This window comes from Bacillus sp. EU63 (genome assembly GCF_038592915.1).
Taxonomy (GTDB): Bacteria; Bacillota; Bacilli; order Bacillales; family Bacillaceae; genus Bacillus; species Bacillus velezensis.
The window spans coordinates 3,206,788-3,224,254 of record NZ_CP151944.1 but is presented as its reverse complement, the minus strand read 5'-3'; the positions used below and the strand labels follow the sequence as shown (position 1 = coordinate 3,224,254).

Sequence of the window (17,467 nt, the reverse complement as noted above, 5' to 3'; positions counted from 1 at the left end):
CTTGTTCCTTGAGAAAATAATTAACATTAGTTAAATATAAATAAGGATTAATGATAAGTCAATCTTTTTGTGCAAAAATAAAAAAAGGATTGATGCTTGTCGAAAACATCAAATCCTTCTTCGTTTTACTGCTGATAGGGAGACTGCTGCTGAATGGTCTGCCGGAACTTCTCATACGATTGCTGAAGCTTTTGGGTATCGGCTGCTTCAATGGAATACCAGCCATTTTGAAACATCACATCGTATAATCTTCTTTGCGCTTTTTGTGACTCATCGAAAATCGCCTGAATATCTTGATAAAGAGACTCGTGGCTGAACTCGTGCAGGGCTGTGCAATATGAAGCCGTGATGTATTTTTCCGTCGTCAGCAGCTCATTGACCAAGTCTCTGTCATTCATTTGCGCCGTATTGGGCACGGGCGTTTGCGGATTCGTGATTTTTTGATTTTGCTGTTCCATGTATTGTCCTCCTATTGCATGTAGCCTGTTGTTGTCTGTCCGCCTTGATCGGGGTTCAAGCGGCCTAATATGTGCTGATAATGCTTCTCATGCATCCGGCCGATCTGATCAAGCTCTTGTTTTAACGTCTGATTCTGGCAGTGTTCCGCCATAAAATGCGCTTTTTTCATGGCAAGCAGATTCCAGTTCAGCATGTCCTCAAGATACAAATGGTCTTTCGTTGAGATGACGGCAGGCGGCAAGTTTCCGTGCTGCTCTTGGTTGTTCATATAAACGCCTCCTTCAATTCTGTTCTTTTTAGCTTTCTCTGCGATCGGGATTTCATACACGAATAAAAGAAAAAGGAGGGAGTTCATCCTTGCTGCGGAGCATATGTTTATTTTTGTCGAAAAATAAAATGCTTACAAAATTCGCCCAGGCTTACGGAATCCGCTTCGGTGCGGGAAGGTTCGTTGCAGGGGAAACACTCACGGAAGCTGTGAAAACGGTAAAGCGGCTGAACCAAAAAGGGCTGTCGGCTTCGATTGATTATCTAGGTGAATATGCGGGTTCAGAGAAGGATGCGAAAAGGACGGCGGAAGAATGTAAAAAAGCAATCAGGGCCATTGCCGAGAATCAACTGGATTGTGAGCTGTCTCTGAAATTAACATCCATCGGTCTGGATATTTCCGAGAAACTCGCGGAACAGCATGTCAGAGACATATTGACGGAGGCAAAAGAACGCTGCGTGCCTGTAACGATTGATATGGAGGACTATTCAAGATGCGGCCGTACACTCGAGCTGTATAAGCGGTGCAAGCCGGATTTTCCGATGCTCGGCACCGTCATTCAGGCTTATTTGTACCGCGCAGCTGAAGACATCAGCGGTCTGATGCCATACAAGCCGCGGCTCAGGCTTGTAAAAGGCGCTTATAAAGAATCGGCGGCCGTTGCATTCCCTGATAAAAAAGCAACCGACCTTCATTTTCAGCAGCTGATTAAGCTGCAGCTTTTGAGCGGCCATGAAACGGCGGTGGCAACACATGATGATGACATCATTTCTTATACGAAAACACTCATCAGCGAGCATCAAATTCCACGGGAGCAGTTTGAATTCCAAATGCTGTACGGCATCAGAACGGAGCGCCAGAAGGAGCTTGCCGAAGAAGGATACAGGATGAGGGTGTATGTCCCGTACGGCACCGATTGGTACGGGTACTTGATGAGAAGAATTGCCGAGCGCCCGGCAAATGCGGCGTTTGTGCTGAAAGGGATCTTTAAAAAATAACGGCTGCTCCAAAAAGCAGCCGCAGTATGTTATTCCATGTTGTCTTTTTTATATTGCTGATTTTGGCTCGTCCGTTTGCCGCCGCCGTATTTTTGCTTCGGTCCCGCATTTCCTTTCATGCTGGCCGCGCTCACTGCGGCAGAAGACGGATCTTTTCTCCCTCGCACCATTCCCTTCACCTCCGGGTTTAAGTTTCCCGCCCGCGCCATGGAACATGCGGAAGCCGAAAAATTTAAAAAAATTCCATATTTGCTATTGAAGTCATCCTGAAAATCTTTTAAGATGAAAGAAGAAAAGGGTTTCATTTTTTTTGCCGAAAAAATGAATGACTATTCATTCAAAGTTCAAGGGGGATGACTCATGCACAAGTTTATAAAGAAAGCAGCCGTTCTCGGATCAGGCGTCATGGGGTCCGGAATTGCCGCGCACTTGGCTAACATCGGAATTCCCGTCCTGCTGCTTGATATTGTGCCAAACGAGCTGACAAAGGATGAGATGAAAAAAGGGCTGACATTAGAAAGCCCGGAGGTCCGCAGCAGACTGAGCCGATCGGCCATGCAAAAGCTGCTGAAGCAAAAACCGGCGCCGCTGACTTCGGCTGCCAATCTCGACTATATAACGGCGGGGAATTTGGAAGATGACGCAGCTCAATTGAAGGATGCTGATTGGATTATTGAAGTCGTCGTCGAAAATCTTGACGTGAAAAAACAGATTTTCTCACTCGTTGATGAATACCGGAAACAGGGAAGCATCGTGTCGAGCAATACGTCCGGTATCTCCGTCACAAAAATGGCGGAAGGCCGATCTGCCGATTTTAAAGCTCATTTCTTAGGAACCCATTTCTTTAATCCGGCCCGCTACTTAAAGCTTTTGGAAATCATTCCGATTCAGGAAACAGATCCTGACGTTCTGGAGTTTATGACTTCATTTGCAGAAAACACGCTTGGGAAAGGTGTCGTCATCGCAAAAGACACGCCTAACTTTATCGCCAACCGCATCGGTACGTACGGCCTCCTGGTCACGGTAAGAGAAATGCTTTCTTCCGGCTGCCGCATCGGCGAGGTGGACACGGTGACCGGGCCTTTGATCGGCAGACCGAAAAGCGCGACCTTCAGAACCCTTGACGTTGTGGGGCTAGATACTTTCGCTCATGTGGCAAAAAATGTGTATGATAAAGCCGACGGCGCTGAAAAAGACATGTTTAAGCTTCCTGAATTTATGAATGACATGCTGAAAAACAATTGGCTGGGCAGCAAATCAGGCCAAGGTTTTTACAAAAAAGAAGGTAAAACAATATATGAACTTGATCCGCTGACCATGACATACGGTGAGCGCTCGAAAATGAAGACGCCCGCGTTAGAAGCCGCCAAACAGGCAAAGGGTGCCAAAGGCAAAATGAAAGCGCTTATATACTCTGATGACCGCGCCGGACGCCTGCTTTGGAATATTACATCGCAAACACTCTTATACTCAGCCCGGCTTTTAGGTGAGATCGCTGATGATATCAAAGCGATTGACGACGCCATGAAATGGGGCTTCGGATGGGAGCTCGGCCCGTTTGAGATGTGGGATGCCATCGGCGTCAGAAAATCAGCGGAGCGGCTCGAAGAAGAAGGTGCAGCACTCCCCGGCTGGGTGAAAGAAATGCTTGATCAGGGCCATGAAACATTTTATATGAAGGAAAACGGAACACCATTTTACTATTCAGACGGCCAATACAGGGCTGTGAAAGAAAATCCGAAACGGATCAGCCTGCAAACGTTAAAAGAAACAAAAGGCGTTATCACTAAAAACAGCGGAGCAAGTCTGATTGATCTCGGCGATGATGTCGCGCTGCTGGAATTTCATACGAAAAGCAACGCGATCGGCTTAGACATTATTCAGATGATTGACAATGCGCTTGAGGAAACCGAGCGGAATTATAAAGGACTTGTCATCGGAAACCAAGGCAGACATTTCTGCGCGGGGGCAAACCTTGCGATGATTTTGATGGAAGCTCAGGATGATAACTTCATGGAAGTCGATTTTGTCATCCGCCGTTTTCAGCAGACGATGCTGAACATCAAATACAGCGCTAAACCCGTTGTCGCGGCGCCATTCGGGATGACACTCGGCGGCGGAACGGAAGTCTGCCTCCCGGCGGCACGCGTTCAGGCGGCGAGCGAATCGTATATGGGTCTTGTTGAAACCGGCGTCGGCCTTATTCCGGGCGGCGGAGGAAAAAAAGAGCTGTACATGAATTATTTGAACGGCGGAAGTGAACTGATGGACGCGGCCATTAAAACCTTCGAAACAATCGCGCTTGCCAAAGTGTCCGGTTCGGCACACGAAGCCCGTGATATGCAAATTTTGTCCGCGGCAGACCGTGTCAGCATGAATCAGGATCACCTGCTGCACGATGCGAAACAGCTGGCTGCTTCCTTATATGACAGCGGATACCGCCCGCCTGCCCGCAAAAAAGTGAAAGTCACCGGAGAAACCGGCTGTGCGGCATTACTGCTCGGAGCAGACCAAATGAGACGGTCGGGTTATTTATCCGATCACGATATGAAGATTGCGAAGAAGCTGGCCCATGTTATTGCCGGCGGAAGAGTCCCGTTCGGCACGGAGGTTTCAGAAGAATATTTACTCGAGATTGAAAGAGAAGCCTTTTTAAGCCTCGCTGGCGAGGCGAAATCTCAAGCGAGAATGCAGCATATGCTTGTCAAAGGCAAACCTTTACGGAACTAGGAGGGTGTTTATGAGAGAAGCAGTCATTGTGGCCGGTGCGAGAACCCCGGTCGGTAAAGCGAAAAAAGGATCGCTTGCAGCCGTTCGTCCTGATGATTTAGGCGCGCTTTGTGTAAAAGAAACGCTGAAACGGGCAGGCGGCTATGAAGGAAATATCGATGACTTAATTATCGGATGTGCAACACCTGAAGCCGAACAAGGATTAAATATGGCGCGGAATATCGGTGCGCTGGCGGGGCTTCCTCATACGGTGCCGGCCATTACGGTGAACCGCTACTGCTCTTCCGGGCTCCAATCCATCGCTTACGGTGCGGAAAAAATCATGATCGGCGCGGGTGACACCGTCATTGCGGGCGGTGCGGAATCCATGTCGCAAGTTCCGATGATGGGGCATGTGACACGGCCGAATATCGCTTTGGCGGAGCATGCGCCTGAGTATTACATGAGCATGGGGCATACGGCGGAGCAGGTCGCCGAAACGTACGGCGTATCCAGAGAAGACCAGGATGCATTTGCAGTCCGCAGCCATCAGAATGCCGCAAAAGCCCTTAAGGAAGGGAAATTCAATGACGAAATCGTGCCGGTTGAAGTATCGCTGACAGAAGTCGGGGATGACCATAAGCCGCGGAAAAAACAATTTACGTTTTCTCAGGATGAAGGCGTGCGCCCCGGCACATCGGCTGACGTCTTGGCGAAGCTCCGCCCGGCTTTTTCTAAAACGGGAACCGTGACGGCCGGGAACTCTTCACAAACAAGTGACGGCGCGGCGGCTGTCATGTTGATGGATCGCGAAAAAGCATCGTCGCTCGGATTGGCGCCGCTAGTCAAATTCCGTTCCTTTGCCGTAGGCGGCGTTCCCCCTGAGGTAATGGGAATCGGTCCGATTGAAGCCATTCCGCGGGCGCTCAAGCTTGCCGGACTCGAATTACAGGATATCGGGCTTTTTGAATTGAATGAGGCCTTTGCTTCACAGGCCATTCAAGTCATCAGATCGCTCGGGATAGATGAAGAAAAGGTGAACGTAAACGGAGGCGCCATCGCGCTCGGACATCCGCTCGGATGCACGGGGACGAAGCTGACCCTGTCACTTATACATGAAATGAAACGGAGAAACGAGCAATTCGGCGTTGTGACGATGTGCATCGGAGGCGGCATGGGCGCTGCCGGCGTATTTGAACTCATTTAAAAAAAGGGGGAAATGAACATGAAACAGGAAACGGTCAACGTCAAAAAAGGCGGCAGCTTTCTGATTGAAGAGACGGGATATGATCAAATATTCACTCCGGAGGACTTTACAGACGAACATAAAATGATCGGCAAAACGACAGAAGACTATGTCGTAAACGATGTGCTTCCTTATATCGATGAAATTGAAAACCATCAGTTCGAGCATTCGGTCAGACTGCTGAGAAAAGCCGGAGATCTCGGCCTCCTCGGAGCAGACGTGCCTGAAGAGTACGGCGGCATCGGATTGGATAAAATCAGTTCAGCCTTCATTACGGAAAAGTTTTCACGTGCCGGCAGCTTTTCGCTGTCTTACGGCGCTCACGTCGGGATCGGCTCATTGCCGATCGTGTTCTTCGGAACGGAAGAACAGAAAAAAACCTATTTGCCGGACTTGGCTTCAGGGCAAAGAATCGCGGCATACGCCTTAACTGAGCCCGGTTCAGGTTCAGATGCCCTCGGCGCGAAAACCACGGCTGTTTTGAATGAAGCGGGCACACACTATATTCTTAACGGAGAAAAGCAATGGATTACAAACTCCGCCTTTGCAGATGTCTTTGTCGTCTACGCTAAAGTGGACGGAGATAAGTTTTCCGCATTTATCGTAGAAAAGAACTATCCGGGCGTGTCAACGGGACCGGAAGAGAAAAAAATGGGGATTAAGGGTTCATCGACAAGAACGCTGATTTTAGATCAGGCGGAAGTCCCGAAAGAAAACCTTCTCGGCGAAATCGGAAAAGGCCATGTCATCGCTTTTAATATCCTGAATATCGGGCGTTACAAGCTTGCCGTCGGCACAATCGGCGCTTCAAAACGGGTGATTGAGCTGTCTGCCGCTTATGCAAACCAGCGCCGGCAATTTAAAACGCCGATCTCAAGCTTCACGCTCACTCAGGAAAAGCTTGCGACGATGTCAGCTCGGCTTTACGCCATGGAGAGCTCTGTATACAGAACAGTGGGCTTATTCGAAGATAATATGAGCAGACTGACGGAAGAGGAGCAAAAAGACGGACGCGAAGTCGCGAAGTCAATCGCCGAGTACGCGATTGAATGCTCGCTCAACAAAATGTGCGGTTCTGAAACGCTTGATTACATTGCCGATGAAGGCGTTCAAATTCACGGCGGTTACGGATTTATGCAGGAATATGAAGTGGAGCGCGCCTATCGCGACTCAAGAATCAACAGAATTTTTGAAGGCACAAATGAAATCAACCGCCTGATCGTAACGAGCACGTTCCTGAAAAAAGCCGTAAAAGGTCAGCTGCCGCTCTTTGAAAAAGCAAAAGCGCTCCAAGAAGAACTCATGATGCTGATGCCTGAAGAGCCGGGCTCAGAACCTCTTGAACAGGAAAAATACATTGTCAGACAGGCGAAAAAGATCGCCCTCTTGACAGCGGGTCTCGCGGCGCAGAAATACGGCAAAGAGATCGAAGGCGAGCAGGAAATCATGGTGAACATTGCGGATATTGTCAGCGCGCTATACGCTTTGGAATCTGCCGTCCTCAGAACGGAAAAAGCAATTGCGGCGGACGGTGCCGAAAAAGCCGCGCAGAAGCTGTTATATACGGAAATCTTTGCCCAGGAAGCCCTTCAGAACATTGAAGCGCACGCCAAAGAATCACTGATCGCCATGGAGGAAGGAGATTCCCTCCGCATGATGCTTTCCGTGCTGCGCAAACTGACGCGCCTGACGCCGAAAAACCTCATTCAGAAAAAACGTGAAGCGGCAGCCGCCGTCTTCCGTGAAGAAAAATATACGGTCTGATCACATGCTGAAAGCGCTCCTTCATCAGGGGCGCTTTTTCATGAAGCAACGTTATAGGTTTTTACAAGTGATTGTGTTAAAATAACGACGATCATTTACAAGGGGTGAAGAAGATGTCGTTAAATTTTTACTGGTACCCTAAATGCGGAACGTGCCGTAATGCGAAAAAATGGCTGGAAGACCGCGGTAAGGAAATAAACGAAATACATATCGCGGAGGAAACTCCGTCGAAAGAAGAAATTAAAGACCTCTATGAAAAGAGCGGTCTTGAGCTCAAAAAGTTTTTCAACACGAGCGGAATGAAATACCGCGAGCTGAACTTAAAGGAAAAACTGTACCACATGTCAGAGGATGAACAGCTTGAACTCCTGGCATCAGACGGTATGCTCCTGAAACGCCCGATTACGACAGACGGCGAAAAAGTCACTGTCGGCTTTAAAGAAGACCAATTCGAAAAATATTGGATGTAATGCCAGGTTCAAAGAATTATGGTATCTTCTTATTATAAGAAAAAAATGGAGGGATTTAGATGAGCACACCGAAAGATATGCGTTATTCCAAAGAGCACGAATGGGTCAAAGTTGAGGACGGAAAAGCCCGCATCGGGATTACACATTTCGCGCAAGCCGAACTTGGCGACATCGTATTTGTCGAGCTTCCGGAAGTCGGCGCCGAAATTAAAGCGGACGAGCCATTCGGCAGCGTGGAATCCGTCAAAACCGTATCCGAACTGTACGCACCGATTAACGGAACGGTGACGGAAGTGAACGAAGACCTTGATGACAGTCCTGAATTCGTAAACGAGTCTCCGTATGAAAAAGCGTGGATGATCGTCGTGGAACCGGCTGATGCTGAAGAAATCGAAAACCTCATGACTTCCGAGCAATATGACGAAATGACACAGGAAGACTGATCGGATAGCAAAGGGGCCATTTGGACACTCTATCTGTAACGGGAGGTGTCTAAAATGGCTTTTGATAAACAAAAGGTCGATGTGACGGAGAACGTCACGGGCCGCTTTCAAAACGGCCGGTTTTCCTTGTTTCATGAAAATGAAGCCATCGGCGAGATGACAGGCATGGACCAGTACGAGCTCAAACAGGGCTTTTCATTTGAAAATCAAAAATTTTATAAAACAGCCGATGTCATAAACGGCAGCGATCCGAAATATGTCGATTGCGATTATGAGAATGGCTGGTGTTAACAGTTGGCGGTGAATTTCACTGCCTTCTTTTTCAATCTGACGCTAAAACAATCGGCAGGTGACGCGCTTATGTACAACGGAGATGAAAAGGTCATTATCGTAGAAGGAAAATCTGATAAAATCAAAGTCAGGGAAGTGCTCATCGAACCCGCGGAAATCGTCTGTACAAACGGGACGATCGGCCAAACCGAACTGGAAGATTTGGCGGACCGCCTGTTTGACAGAGACGTCTATATTTTAACGGACGCAGATGACTCGGGAGATAAACTAAGAAAACAGCTGAAACGGGAGCTTCCCGAAGCGCGCCATATTTATATAGACAGAACATACAGGCAAGTCGAGTCGTGCCCGGGCCATCATCTCGCATCTGTGCTGATCAGAGCCGGCTTTGATGCTGACACTGTATTTTTGAAAAAGAACGACCTGAGGTGGTAATCATGAAAGAACTCCAAGAAAATGAACTCGAATCGATTCAGGATGACGTTTATCTCCTGTATTTGTACACCCCGTTTTGCGGCACATGCCAGCTGGCGTCCAAAATGCTTACTGTCGTCGAAGAAATGCTGCCCGGCGCCGCCTTCTATAAAAACAACGTGAATTATTCCCCCGCATTCGCCAAAGCCTATCAGATTGAAAGCGTTCCGTGCTTTTTGCTGTTTAAAGGCGGAGAGCTTGTTGAGAAAGGATACGCCTTCCGCTCCGTTTCCTATTTATATGAGCTGATTAAACAAAAAACATCGCAAACGTTCCCGATGTGACAATATTTACAGGAAAATGTCGTGCGGTTTATAAAGGGTTCTGTCCGTTAAAAAGAGAAAGTGTATGTATGGCCATTAAAACGGGAGGTTATACGAGTGGAGAAAATAGAAGTTTCAGAGAATGACGGACAGCATCTGTTTTTGAAACCGCTATTAAACGCCTCAACGCTGCTGATTACATTCCAAGGAGAAACAGAAGCCTTAACGGTCTCAATTAACGGACAGGGAGAAATGAGAAAAACGTCGGTTTCAAAGGAAAAATCTAATTTGACCTTCTACGGAAACCAGACGGAAATCATCCATCTCCTGCATGGTGATGTCTCTTTGCAAAAGCTTATCCAAAGCGGAAAACTCAAAGTGAAAGGATCATTCAGAGCTCTGCTGAAGCTGGAGGCCATCCTCTGGCTGACAAATGGATTTTTTCAGGCGATCAGTAAACGGCCTTAAACTGCCAATCTACTATGTGACAATAGCTTCCAATATTTATTTTATTGACTTTTTATCATTCGCCGTGCTATTCTACAGTAAGAATTTCCGGACGAAAATACGATATGTTTTCTCTTATCAAGAGAGGTGGAGGGAAGTGCCCTATGAAGCCCGGCAACCATCAACAATGTTGAAATGGTGCCAATTCACTCGAAGCGGTCTGCTTTGAAAGATGAGAGAAAGGCCTTTTTCAATAAGCCTTTCTGCTCATTTTTGCAGAAAGGCTTTTCTTTTGCGGAGAAACCCGGAAGATTTCTTAGAATAGTGTAAGGCGGGTGATTGCTTTGATCCATCTTCAAAATGTTTCAAAAATTTACAAAGCGAAGCATGGGGATGTCAATGCTGTCCAAGATGTCACTCTTGATATCAAAAAGGGCGAAATATTTGGAATTATAGGATATAGCGGAGCTGGTAAAAGTTCCTTAATCCGTCTCCTGAACGGCCTTGAAAAGCCGACGTCGGGAACCGTGGAAGTCGCGGGGACGGAATTAAATAAAGTAAGCAGCCGCGGGCTGAGAAAAGCGCGCCAGGAAATCAGCATGATCTTCCAGCATTTTAACCTTCTGTGGTCGCGCACCGTCCGGGAGAACATTATGTTTCCGCTGGAAATCGCCGGCGTGAAAAAAAGCGAACGGGTCCGCCGCGCCGATGAATTGATTAAACTGGTCGGATTAGAGGGGAAAGAAAAATCTTATCCGTCGCAGCTGAGCGGCGGTCAAAAGCAGCGTGTCGGCATCGCCCGGGCGCTCGCCAATAATCCGAAAGTCCTTCTGTGCGATGAAGCGACATCAGCGCTCGATCCGCAGACGACCGATTCAATTTTGGATCTTTTATCCGATATAAATGACAGACTCGGTCTGACGATCGTGCTCATTACCCATGAAATGCACGTCATCCGAAAAATCTGCAACAGAGTCGCCGTCATGGAAAACGGGAAAGTCGTTGAAGAAGGCGAAGTACTCCAAGTTTTCAGAAACCCGCGCGAACCGATGACTAAGCGTTTCGTTCAGCAGGTGACAGAACCGGAGGAGACGAAAGAAACCATCCAGCATTTTCTGCAGGAAACAGCGACAGGAAAAACGATTCAGCTTTCATTTGTCGGGCAGGCCGCCGAGCAGCCCCTCATTACGGAAATGATCCGAAACTTTGATGTGGACGTCAATATTCTGCAGGGGAAAATTTCACAGACGAAGGACGGAGCCTACGGTTCTTTATTCATTCATATTGACGGTCAGGAAAAAGAAGTAGAAAACGTGATCCGGTTCATCAAAGACAAACAGGTAGAAGCAGAGGTGATCACAAATGTTTGAAAAATGGTTCCCGAACGTTGATATAACCGAGCTGTGGACGGCCACATACGAGACCCTTTATATGACGGTCATCGCATTAGTTTTTTCATTTATCATCGGAGCGATTCTCGGTCTTCTGCTCTTTTTAACGGGCAAGGGAAGTTTATGGGAAAATAAACTCATTAACACCGTGATTGCGGCGGTCGTTAATATTTTCAGGTCTATTCCGTTTCTTATTTTAATTATTCTGCTTCTCGGTTTTACTAAGATTTTGGTCGGATCGATTTTAGGACCGAACGCCGCATTGCCGGCGCTGATTATCGGCTCCGCGCCGTTTTACGCCCGTCTTGCGGAAATTGCGCTGCGGGAAGTCGATAAAGGAGTCATCGAAGCTGCCAGATCAATGGGAGCAAAGACATCGACGATTATCTTCAAAGTGCTGATTCCTGAATCAATGCCTGCGTTAATTTCAGGCATCACCGTTACGGCCATCGCCCTGATCGGATCTACCGCCATTGCCGGCGCCATCGGTTCAGGCGGACTCGGAAACCTTGCATATGTAGAAGGCTACCAGTCCAATAATACGGATGTAACGTTTGTAGCGACAGTATTTATACTCATCATCGTCTTTATCATTCAGATTATCGGTGATGTAATTACAAATATAATAGACAAAAGATAAGGGAGGATTTACATTGAAAAAGATTGTATTAAGTGCGCTGCTGCTTGTGTTCGCGGGAGTTTTGGCCGCCTGCGGATCAAACGGCTCGAATAAAAAGGAAATCGTCGTCGCCGCGACAAAAACACCGCATGCTGAAATCTTAAAAGAAGCGGAACCGCTCTTGAAGGAAAAAGGCTACACATTAAAAGTAAAAGTGCTGAACGATTACAAAATGTACAACAAAGCGTTAGCTGATAATGAAGTGGATGCGAACTTCTTCCAGCACGTTCCTTACCTTGAACAGGAAATGAAAGAAAATAAAGATTACAAACTCATGAATGCCGGAGCCGTTCACCTTGAGCCATTCGGAATTTACACGAAAAAATACAAATCACTGAAAGACCTGCCTAAAGGCGCGACCATCATCATGACGAACAATGTCGCTGAACAAGGCCGTATGCTGGCGATGCTTGAAAAAGCCGGACTGATCACACTTGATCCGAAGGTAAAAACGATTGAAGCCACTACGAAAAACATTACGAAAAATCCGAAAAACCTGACATTCAAAAAAATCGCCCCTGAATTAACGGCGAAAGCATATAATGAAGAAGAAGGCGATGCAGTCTTCATTAACGTCAACTATGCGATTCAAAACAAACTGAATCCGTTAAAAGATGCGATTGAAGTGGAATCAACGAAAAACAACCCGTACGCAAACATCATCGCCGTACGCAAAGGTGACGAAAAATCAGAGAAAATCAAAGCGCTTATGGAAGTGCTTCACTCTAAGAAAATCAAAGACTTTATTGAGAAAAAATACGACGGAGCCGTGCTTCCCGTATCTGAATAAAACGAAAACCCCGGATGAATCATCCGGGGTTTTTTTCGGGTATTAATCGGAGAACTGTCCATAATAAAAAGGAAGGTTAACTTATTGGAGGGAAATGGCAGTGGCTCAATACCAGGATAACGGGAAAAGCGTGCATGACGCATTGAAACAATATAAAGAAGGTTTAGGCATATTCGAGAAAAAAATGCCGATGATGGGGCGGAAGTTTAATGAATTTACTGAACAGTGTTTCTCAGCGGATTCATTAACTGAAAAAGAGAAACAATTAATCGCTCTGGGCATCAGCATCAGCGCTCAAGATGAATTTTGCATGATTTATCATACGAAGGGCTGCCTTGACCAAGGGGCGACAGAAGAAAACATCCTTGAGGTCATCGGCGTCGCGGCGGCATTCGGGGGCGGCGCGGCTCTCAGTCAGGGAGTGACCCTCGTGCAGCAGTGCATTCAGGAATTCGGACATACGACGCATTAGAAAGAGCAATCGTGTGAATACCGTTTTTCAGATAAAGCGAGCGCCGGTTTTCGGCACATTCGAAAGGATTCAGGGGCACACTCTCTTTGGCCGGAGCAGGGGATCATTGTTACAATAGAAACAAATATATGAAGGGATTGATTCATTATCTGCACCAGCCACGAGAGACTGGACCTTGACTATACGCCTGAAATGGAAAAAGCGATGCAGAAGTCACACGGCATCGGCTACGAGGAATACGGACGGCGTCTTTCAAAAAGGATGGAAGTCGAACGGCAGAGGGAGCTTGAATATCAAAAAAGCAAGTTCCTCGCAGCGCAGCTTAATGAGAAAATCGGTCAGTAAAAAAGGGTGGATTTCCGCCCTTTTTCTGTTTCAAACAGCTTTAATTACGCCTTGATCTTTGATAAACTTTAGGAATGTTCCGGGTAATATAAAAAGTTGTATTTACTTTTCATTTGTTATAAAATTAGAATGAGAATAAATTGAGAATAATGATTATATATTTTGGAGGTATAGATATGGCTGCTTCAACATTAACGATCAAGGATCTTCACGTTGAAATCGAAGGAAAAGAGATCTTAAAAGGTGTAAACCTTGAAATAAAAGGCGGCGAATTCCACGCTGTCATGGGGCCGAACGGTACCGGTAAATCCACGCTCTCAGCAGCGATTATGGGACACCCGAAATACGAAGTTACAAAAGGCAGCATCACGCTTGACGGCAAGGATGTACTGGAAATGGAAGTGGACGAGCGCGCTCAGGCGGGTCTTTTCCTTGCGATGCAGTACCCAAGTGAAATCAGCGGTGTGACGAATGCCGACTTCCTTCGCTCTGCGATTAACGCCCGCCGCGAAGAAGGCGATGAAATTTCTCTTATGAAATTCATCCGCAAAATGGACGAAAACATGGAGTTCCTTGAAATGGATCCTGAAATGGCGCAGCGTTACCTGAACGAAGGTTTCTCAGGCGGAGAGAAAAAACGCAACGAAATCCTTCAGCTTATGATGATCGAGCCGAAAATCGCCATTCTTGACGAGATCGATTCAGGTCTTGATATCGATGCGCTTAAAGTCGTTTCTAAAGGAATCAACAAAATGCGCAGCGAAAACTTCGGCTGCTTAATGATCACTCACTATCAGCGCCTTCTGAACTACATCACGCCGGATGTCGTTCACGTTATGATGCAGGGACGCGTTGTGAAATCAGGCGGTGCGGAGCTAGCACAGCGCCTTGAAGCGGAAGGTTATGACTGGATTAAACAAGAACTCGGCATTGAAGACGAAACTGTAGGCCAAGAAGCGTAAGCGTTAGGGGGATTAACATGACATTGGAAACGAAACTATCCGTAGATCAGGAATATGTCAAAGGCTTTTCCGAAAAGCATCAAGAACCTGCCTGGCTGAAAAACCTGCGCTTACAGGCTCTTGAAAAAGCTGAAGATCTGCCGCTGCCTAAGCCTGATAAAACAAAAATCACAAATTGGAACTTTACAAAGTTCAACAAGCATACAGTAGAAAACGCGCCGCTTGCTTCTTTGGAAGATTTAGCTGATGAAGCAAAAGCGCTGATCGATATTGAAAATGAAGACAAAACGTTATATGTGCAGCGTGACCAAACGCCAGCATTCCTGTCTCTCTCTAAAGAGCTGAAAGAAAAAGGCGTTATTTTCACGGACATCTTAACGGCTGCCCGTGAGCACAGCGACCTCGTTGAGAAATACTTCATGAAAGACGGCGTAAAGGTCGACGAGCATAAACTGACTGCGCTTCATGCGGCATTAATGAACGGCGGGGCATTCCTTTATGTTCCTAAAAACGTTCAGGTGGAGACGCCTGTTCAGGCTGTTTACGTTCATGAAAGCAATGACACGGCATTGTTCAACCACGTGCTGATCGTCGCTGAAGACCACAGCTCCGTCACTTACGTTGAGAACTATATCAGCACGGTGAATCCGAAAGAAGCTGTATTCAACATTATCAGTGAAGTGATCACAGGTGATAATGCCAGCGTGACGTACGGTGCCGTTGACAACTTGTCAGCAGGCGTCACAACTTACGTCAACCGCCGCGGAGCTGCGCGCGGACGCGACAGCAAAATCGAGTGGGCGCTCGGTCTGATGAACGATGGCGACACGATTTCTGAAAACACGACAAACCTCTACGGAGACGGCACATACGGCGATACGAAAACCGTAGTTGTCGGAAGAGGAGAACAGACGGAAAACTTTACGACGCAGATCATCCACTTCGGTAAGGCTTCCGAAGGCTATATCCTGAAGCACGGAGTCATGAAAGATGCCGCATCTTCCATCTTTAACGGCATCGGCAAAATTGAGCACGGCGCGTCTAAAGCAAACGCTGAACAGGAATCCCGCGTCCTGATGCTGAGTGAAAAAGCGCGAGGCGACGCAAACCCGATTCTTTTAATTGATGAAGACGATGTAACTGCAGGACATGCGGCATCTGTCGGCCGTGTGGACCCTATTCAGCTTTACTACCTGATGAGCCGCGGAATTGCGAAAGAAGAAGCAGAACGCTTAGTCATTTACGGATTCCTTGCTCCGGTGGTAAAAGAGCTTCCGATTGAAGGAGTTAAGAAACAGCTCGTCTCCGTCATCGAAAGGAAAGTAAAATAATGAATATCACCGATATTCGTGAACAGTTCCCGATCCTTCATCAGCAAGTGAACGGACATGACCTCGTGTACCTTGACAGCGCGGCGACTTCCCAGAAGCCGCGTGCTGTCATTGAAGCAGTGGATCAGTATTACAACAAATACAACTCCAATGTCCACAGAGGCGTTCATACTCTTGGCACGAGAGCGACAGACGGCTATGAAGGTGCGCGTGAAAAAGTCCGTAAGTTTATCAATGCGAAGTCAATGGCTGAGGTCATTTTCACAAAAGGCACGACAACTTCACTGAATATGGTGGCGCTGAGCTATGCCCGCGCCAGCTTAAAACCCGGTGATGAAGTGGTCATCACCCAAATGGAGCATCATGCGAATATCATTCCATGGCAGCAGGCTGTCAAAGCAACCGGCGCGACTTTAAAATATATCCCGATGCAGGAAGACGGCACGCTTTCGTTGGACGACGTCCGGCAGACTGTCACAAGCCATACGAAGATCGTGGCAGTCGCTCATGTGTCAAACGTGCTCGGCACGATCAACCCGATTAAAGAGATCGCCAAAATCGCTCATGACAATGGCGCGGTCATCGTGGTGGACGGGGCGCAAAGCACACCGCACATGAAAATCGACGTTCAGGACTTGGATTGCGACTTCTTCGCGCTTTCTTCCCATAAAATGTGCGGCCCGACGGGAATCGGCGTGCTGTACGGCAAGAAAGAACTGCTTGAGAATATGGAGCCGGCCGAATTTGGCGGCGAGATGATCGACTTTGTAGGGCTTTATGAATCAACTTGGAAAGAGCTTCCGTGGAAATTTGAAGCAGGCACGCCGATCATTGCAGGCGCGATCGGATTGGGAGCCGCGATTGATTTTCTTGAAGAGATCGGACTCGACGAGATTTCCCGGCATGAGCATAAGCTTGCAGCCTATGCGCTTGACCGTTTCGAGCAGCTAGACGGCGTGACGGTATACGGTCCGAAAGAGCGGGCGGGACTTGTGACATTTAATCTTGATGAGGTTCACCCTCATGATGTCGCGACTGTCCTCGATGCTGAGGGCATTGCGGTCAGAGCCGGCCATCATTGCGCCCAGCCGCTCATGAAATGGCTGGATGTATCTGCTACTGCGAGAGCGAGTTTTTATCTGTATAATACAGAGGAAGAGATCGATAAGCTCGCGGAAGCCCTCCAAAAGACAAAGGAGTACTTTACAAATGTCTTTTAATGCAAATTTAGATACATTATACAGACAAGTGATCATGGATCATTACAAAAATCCGCGCAACAAAGGGGTTTTGGATGACAGCATCGTCGTCGATATGAACAACCCGACTTGCGGCGACCGGATCAGACTGACAATGAAGCTTGACGGCGATACCGTTCAGGAAGCGAAGTTTGAAGGAGAAGGCTGCTCCATCTCCATGGCTTCAGCTTCCATGATGACGCAGGCGATTAAAGGAAAAGATATTGATACCGCCCTTTCCATGTCTAAGATTTTCTCAGACATGATGCAAGGGAAAGAGTATGACGACTCAATAGATCTCGGGGATATTGAAGCCCTTCAAGGCGTTTCGAAATTCCCGGCCCGGATTAAATGTGCCACCCTTTCATGGAAAGCACTTGAAAAAGGAGTCGCTGGCGAAAAAGGCGGCAATTAAAAGATTGGAGTG

22 protein-coding genes and 1 riboswitch are annotated in these 17,467 nt (G+C 47.4%); of the genes, 19 read left to right on the top strand and 3 right to left on the bottom strand.

Features of this window, described 5'->3' with window-relative positions; translation table 11 throughout:
• Window positions 1-125: 125 nt before the first annotated feature.
• Window positions 126-458, bottom strand: a complete 333-nt coding sequence (locus tag NYE38_RS16150; protein ID WP_017418957.1) for a spore coat protein — start codon at window positions 456-458, stop codon at window positions 126-128.
• Window positions 459-469: 11 nt separating this feature from the next.
• The gene (locus NYE38_RS16145) at window positions 470-727 is read right to left on the bottom strand and encodes a hypothetical protein (protein ID WP_003151832.1); all 258 of its coding nucleotides are present in this window, start codon (window positions 725-727) and stop codon (window positions 470-472) included.
• An 89-nt stretch (window positions 728-816) separates the two neighbouring features.
• Between NYE38_RS16145 and NYE38_RS16140 the strand changes: the two genes are divergently transcribed.
• Window positions 817-1,725 carry a proline dehydrogenase family protein gene (locus NYE38_RS16140; protein ID WP_017418958.1) on the top strand — a complete coding sequence of 303 codons (909 nt, stop codon included), beginning with the start codon at window positions 817-819 and terminating at the stop codon, window positions 1,723-1,725.
• A gap of 29 nt (window positions 1,726-1,754) precedes the next feature.
• Here the strand turns inward: NYE38_RS16140 and NYE38_RS16135 are convergent, their stop codons facing one another.
• A complete protein-coding gene (locus NYE38_RS16135) occupies window positions 1,755-1,895 on the bottom strand; it encodes a YuzL family protein (protein ID WP_003151836.1) in 141 nt (46 codons plus the stop codon).
• 190 nt (window positions 1,896-2,085) lie between these two features.
• On the opposite strand from NYE38_RS16135, the gene NYE38_RS16130 reads away from it, so the two are divergent.
• The 18 genes from NYE38_RS16130 to sufU all read left to right on the top strand — a co-directional run bounded on the left by NYE38_RS16130 (window position 2,086) and on the right by sufU (window position 17,455).
• Window positions 2,086-4,455 (top strand): 3-hydroxyacyl-CoA dehydrogenase NAD-binding domain-containing protein, encoded by a 2,370-nt coding sequence (locus NYE38_RS16130; protein ID WP_340802025.1) that lies wholly within the window; start codon window positions 2,086-2,088, stop codon window positions 4,453-4,455.
• Window positions 4,456-4,465: 10 nt separating this feature from the next.
• Window positions 4,466-5,641, top strand: a complete 1,176-nt coding sequence (locus tag NYE38_RS16125; protein WP_003151841.1) for an acetyl-CoA C-acetyltransferase — start codon at window positions 4,466-4,468, stop codon at window positions 5,639-5,641.
• A gap of 18 nt (window positions 5,642-5,659) precedes the next feature.
• Window positions 5,660-7,444, top strand: coding sequence for an acyl-CoA dehydrogenase family protein (locus NYE38_RS16120; protein WP_014305769.1), 1,785 nt, complete (start codon window positions 5,660-5,662; stop codon window positions 7,442-7,444).
• A 113-nt stretch (window positions 7,445-7,557) separates the two neighbouring features.
• Window positions 7,558-7,914 (top strand): arsenate reductase family protein, encoded by a 357-nt coding sequence (locus tag NYE38_RS16115; protein WP_003151843.1) that lies wholly within the window; start codon window positions 7,558-7,560, stop codon window positions 7,912-7,914.
• Between the two features lie 59 nt (window positions 7,915-7,973).
• The gene (gcvH, locus tag NYE38_RS16110; RefSeq protein ID WP_003151844.1) at window positions 7,974-8,357 is read left to right on the top strand and encodes a glycine cleavage system protein GcvH; all 384 of its coding nucleotides are present in this window, start codon (window positions 7,974-7,976) and stop codon (window positions 8,355-8,357) included.
• Between the two features lie 54 nt (window positions 8,358-8,411).
• Complete coding sequence (locus NYE38_RS16105) at window positions 8,412-8,648, top strand: YusG family protein (protein ID WP_003151845.1); 237 nt, start codon at window positions 8,412-8,414, stop codon at window positions 8,646-8,648.
• A gap of 69 nt (window positions 8,649-8,717) precedes the next feature.
• Window positions 8,718-9,083 carry a toprim domain-containing protein gene (locus NYE38_RS16100; protein WP_017418962.1) on the top strand — a complete coding sequence of 122 codons (366 nt, stop codon included), beginning with the start codon at window positions 8,718-8,720 and terminating at the stop codon, window positions 9,081-9,083.
• 2 nt (window positions 9,084-9,085) lie between these two features.
• Window positions 9,086-9,406 (top strand): thioredoxin family protein, encoded by a 321-nt coding sequence (locus NYE38_RS16095; RefSeq protein WP_003151847.1) that lies wholly within the window; start codon window positions 9,086-9,088, stop codon window positions 9,404-9,406.
• Between the two features lie 96 nt (window positions 9,407-9,502).
• Window positions 9,503-9,853: an SCP2 sterol-binding domain-containing protein gene (locus NYE38_RS16090; protein WP_007410085.1), complete on the top strand. Its 351-nt coding sequence runs from the start codon at window positions 9,503-9,505 to the stop codon at window positions 9,851-9,853.
• Between the two features lie 111 nt (window positions 9,854-9,964).
• A riboswitch (SAM riboswitch) is annotated at window positions 9,965-10,071 on the top strand.
• Between the two features lie 105 nt (window positions 10,072-10,176).
• Entirely contained in the window at window positions 10,177-11,202 is a 1,026-nt protein-coding gene (metN, locus tag NYE38_RS16085) for a methionine ABC transporter ATP-binding protein MetN (protein WP_003151850.1), read from the top strand.
• Window positions 11,195-11,863 carry a methionine ABC transporter permease gene (locus tag NYE38_RS16080; RefSeq protein WP_014418826.1) on the top strand — a complete coding sequence of 223 codons (669 nt, stop codon included), beginning with the start codon at window positions 11,195-11,197 and terminating at the stop codon, window positions 11,861-11,863. The genes metN and NYE38_RS16080 overlap by 8 nt, the downstream gene beginning before the upstream one ends.
• Window positions 11,864-11,876: 13 nt before the next feature.
• A complete protein-coding gene (metQ, locus tag NYE38_RS16075; RefSeq protein WP_017418963.1) occupies window positions 11,877-12,692 on the top strand; it encodes a methionine ABC transporter substrate-binding lipoprotein MetQ in 816 nt (271 codons plus the stop codon).
• 94 nt (window positions 12,693-12,786) lie between these two features.
• The gene (locus NYE38_RS16070; protein ID WP_032864325.1) at window positions 12,787-13,164 is read left to right on the top strand and encodes a carboxymuconolactone decarboxylase family protein; all 378 of its coding nucleotides are present in this window, start codon (window positions 12,787-12,789) and stop codon (window positions 13,162-13,164) included.
• Between the two features lie 192 nt (window positions 13,165-13,356).
• Window positions 13,357-13,509 carry a hypothetical protein gene (locus NYE38_RS16065; RefSeq protein ID WP_003151857.1) on the top strand — a complete coding sequence of 51 codons (153 nt, stop codon included), beginning with the start codon at window positions 13,357-13,359 and terminating at the stop codon, window positions 13,507-13,509.
• 176 nt (window positions 13,510-13,685) lie between these two features.
• Window positions 13,686-14,471, top strand: a complete 786-nt coding sequence (gene sufC, locus NYE38_RS16060) for a Fe-S cluster assembly ATPase SufC (protein ID WP_003151872.1) — start codon at window positions 13,686-13,688, stop codon at window positions 14,469-14,471.
• Window positions 14,472-14,488: 17 nt separating this feature from the next.
• Window positions 14,489-15,802 carry a Fe-S cluster assembly protein SufD gene (gene sufD, locus NYE38_RS16055; RefSeq protein ID WP_017418965.1) on the top strand — a complete coding sequence of 438 codons (1,314 nt, stop codon included), beginning with the start codon at window positions 14,489-14,491 and terminating at the stop codon, window positions 15,800-15,802.
• The gene (gene sufS / locus NYE38_RS16050) at window positions 15,802-17,022 is read left to right on the top strand and encodes a cysteine desulfurase SufS (protein ID WP_014418823.1); all 1,221 of its coding nucleotides are present in this window, start codon (window positions 15,802-15,804) and stop codon (window positions 17,020-17,022) included. Before sufD ends, sufS begins: the two co-directional genes overlap by 1 nt.
• Window positions 17,012-17,455, top strand: a complete 444-nt coding sequence (gene sufU / locus NYE38_RS16045) for a Fe-S cluster assembly sulfur transfer protein SufU (protein ID WP_003151877.1) — start codon at window positions 17,012-17,014, stop codon at window positions 17,453-17,455. The genes sufS and sufU overlap by 11 nt, the downstream gene beginning before the upstream one ends.
• The last annotated feature ends 12 nt before the right edge of the window (window positions 17,456-17,467 follow it).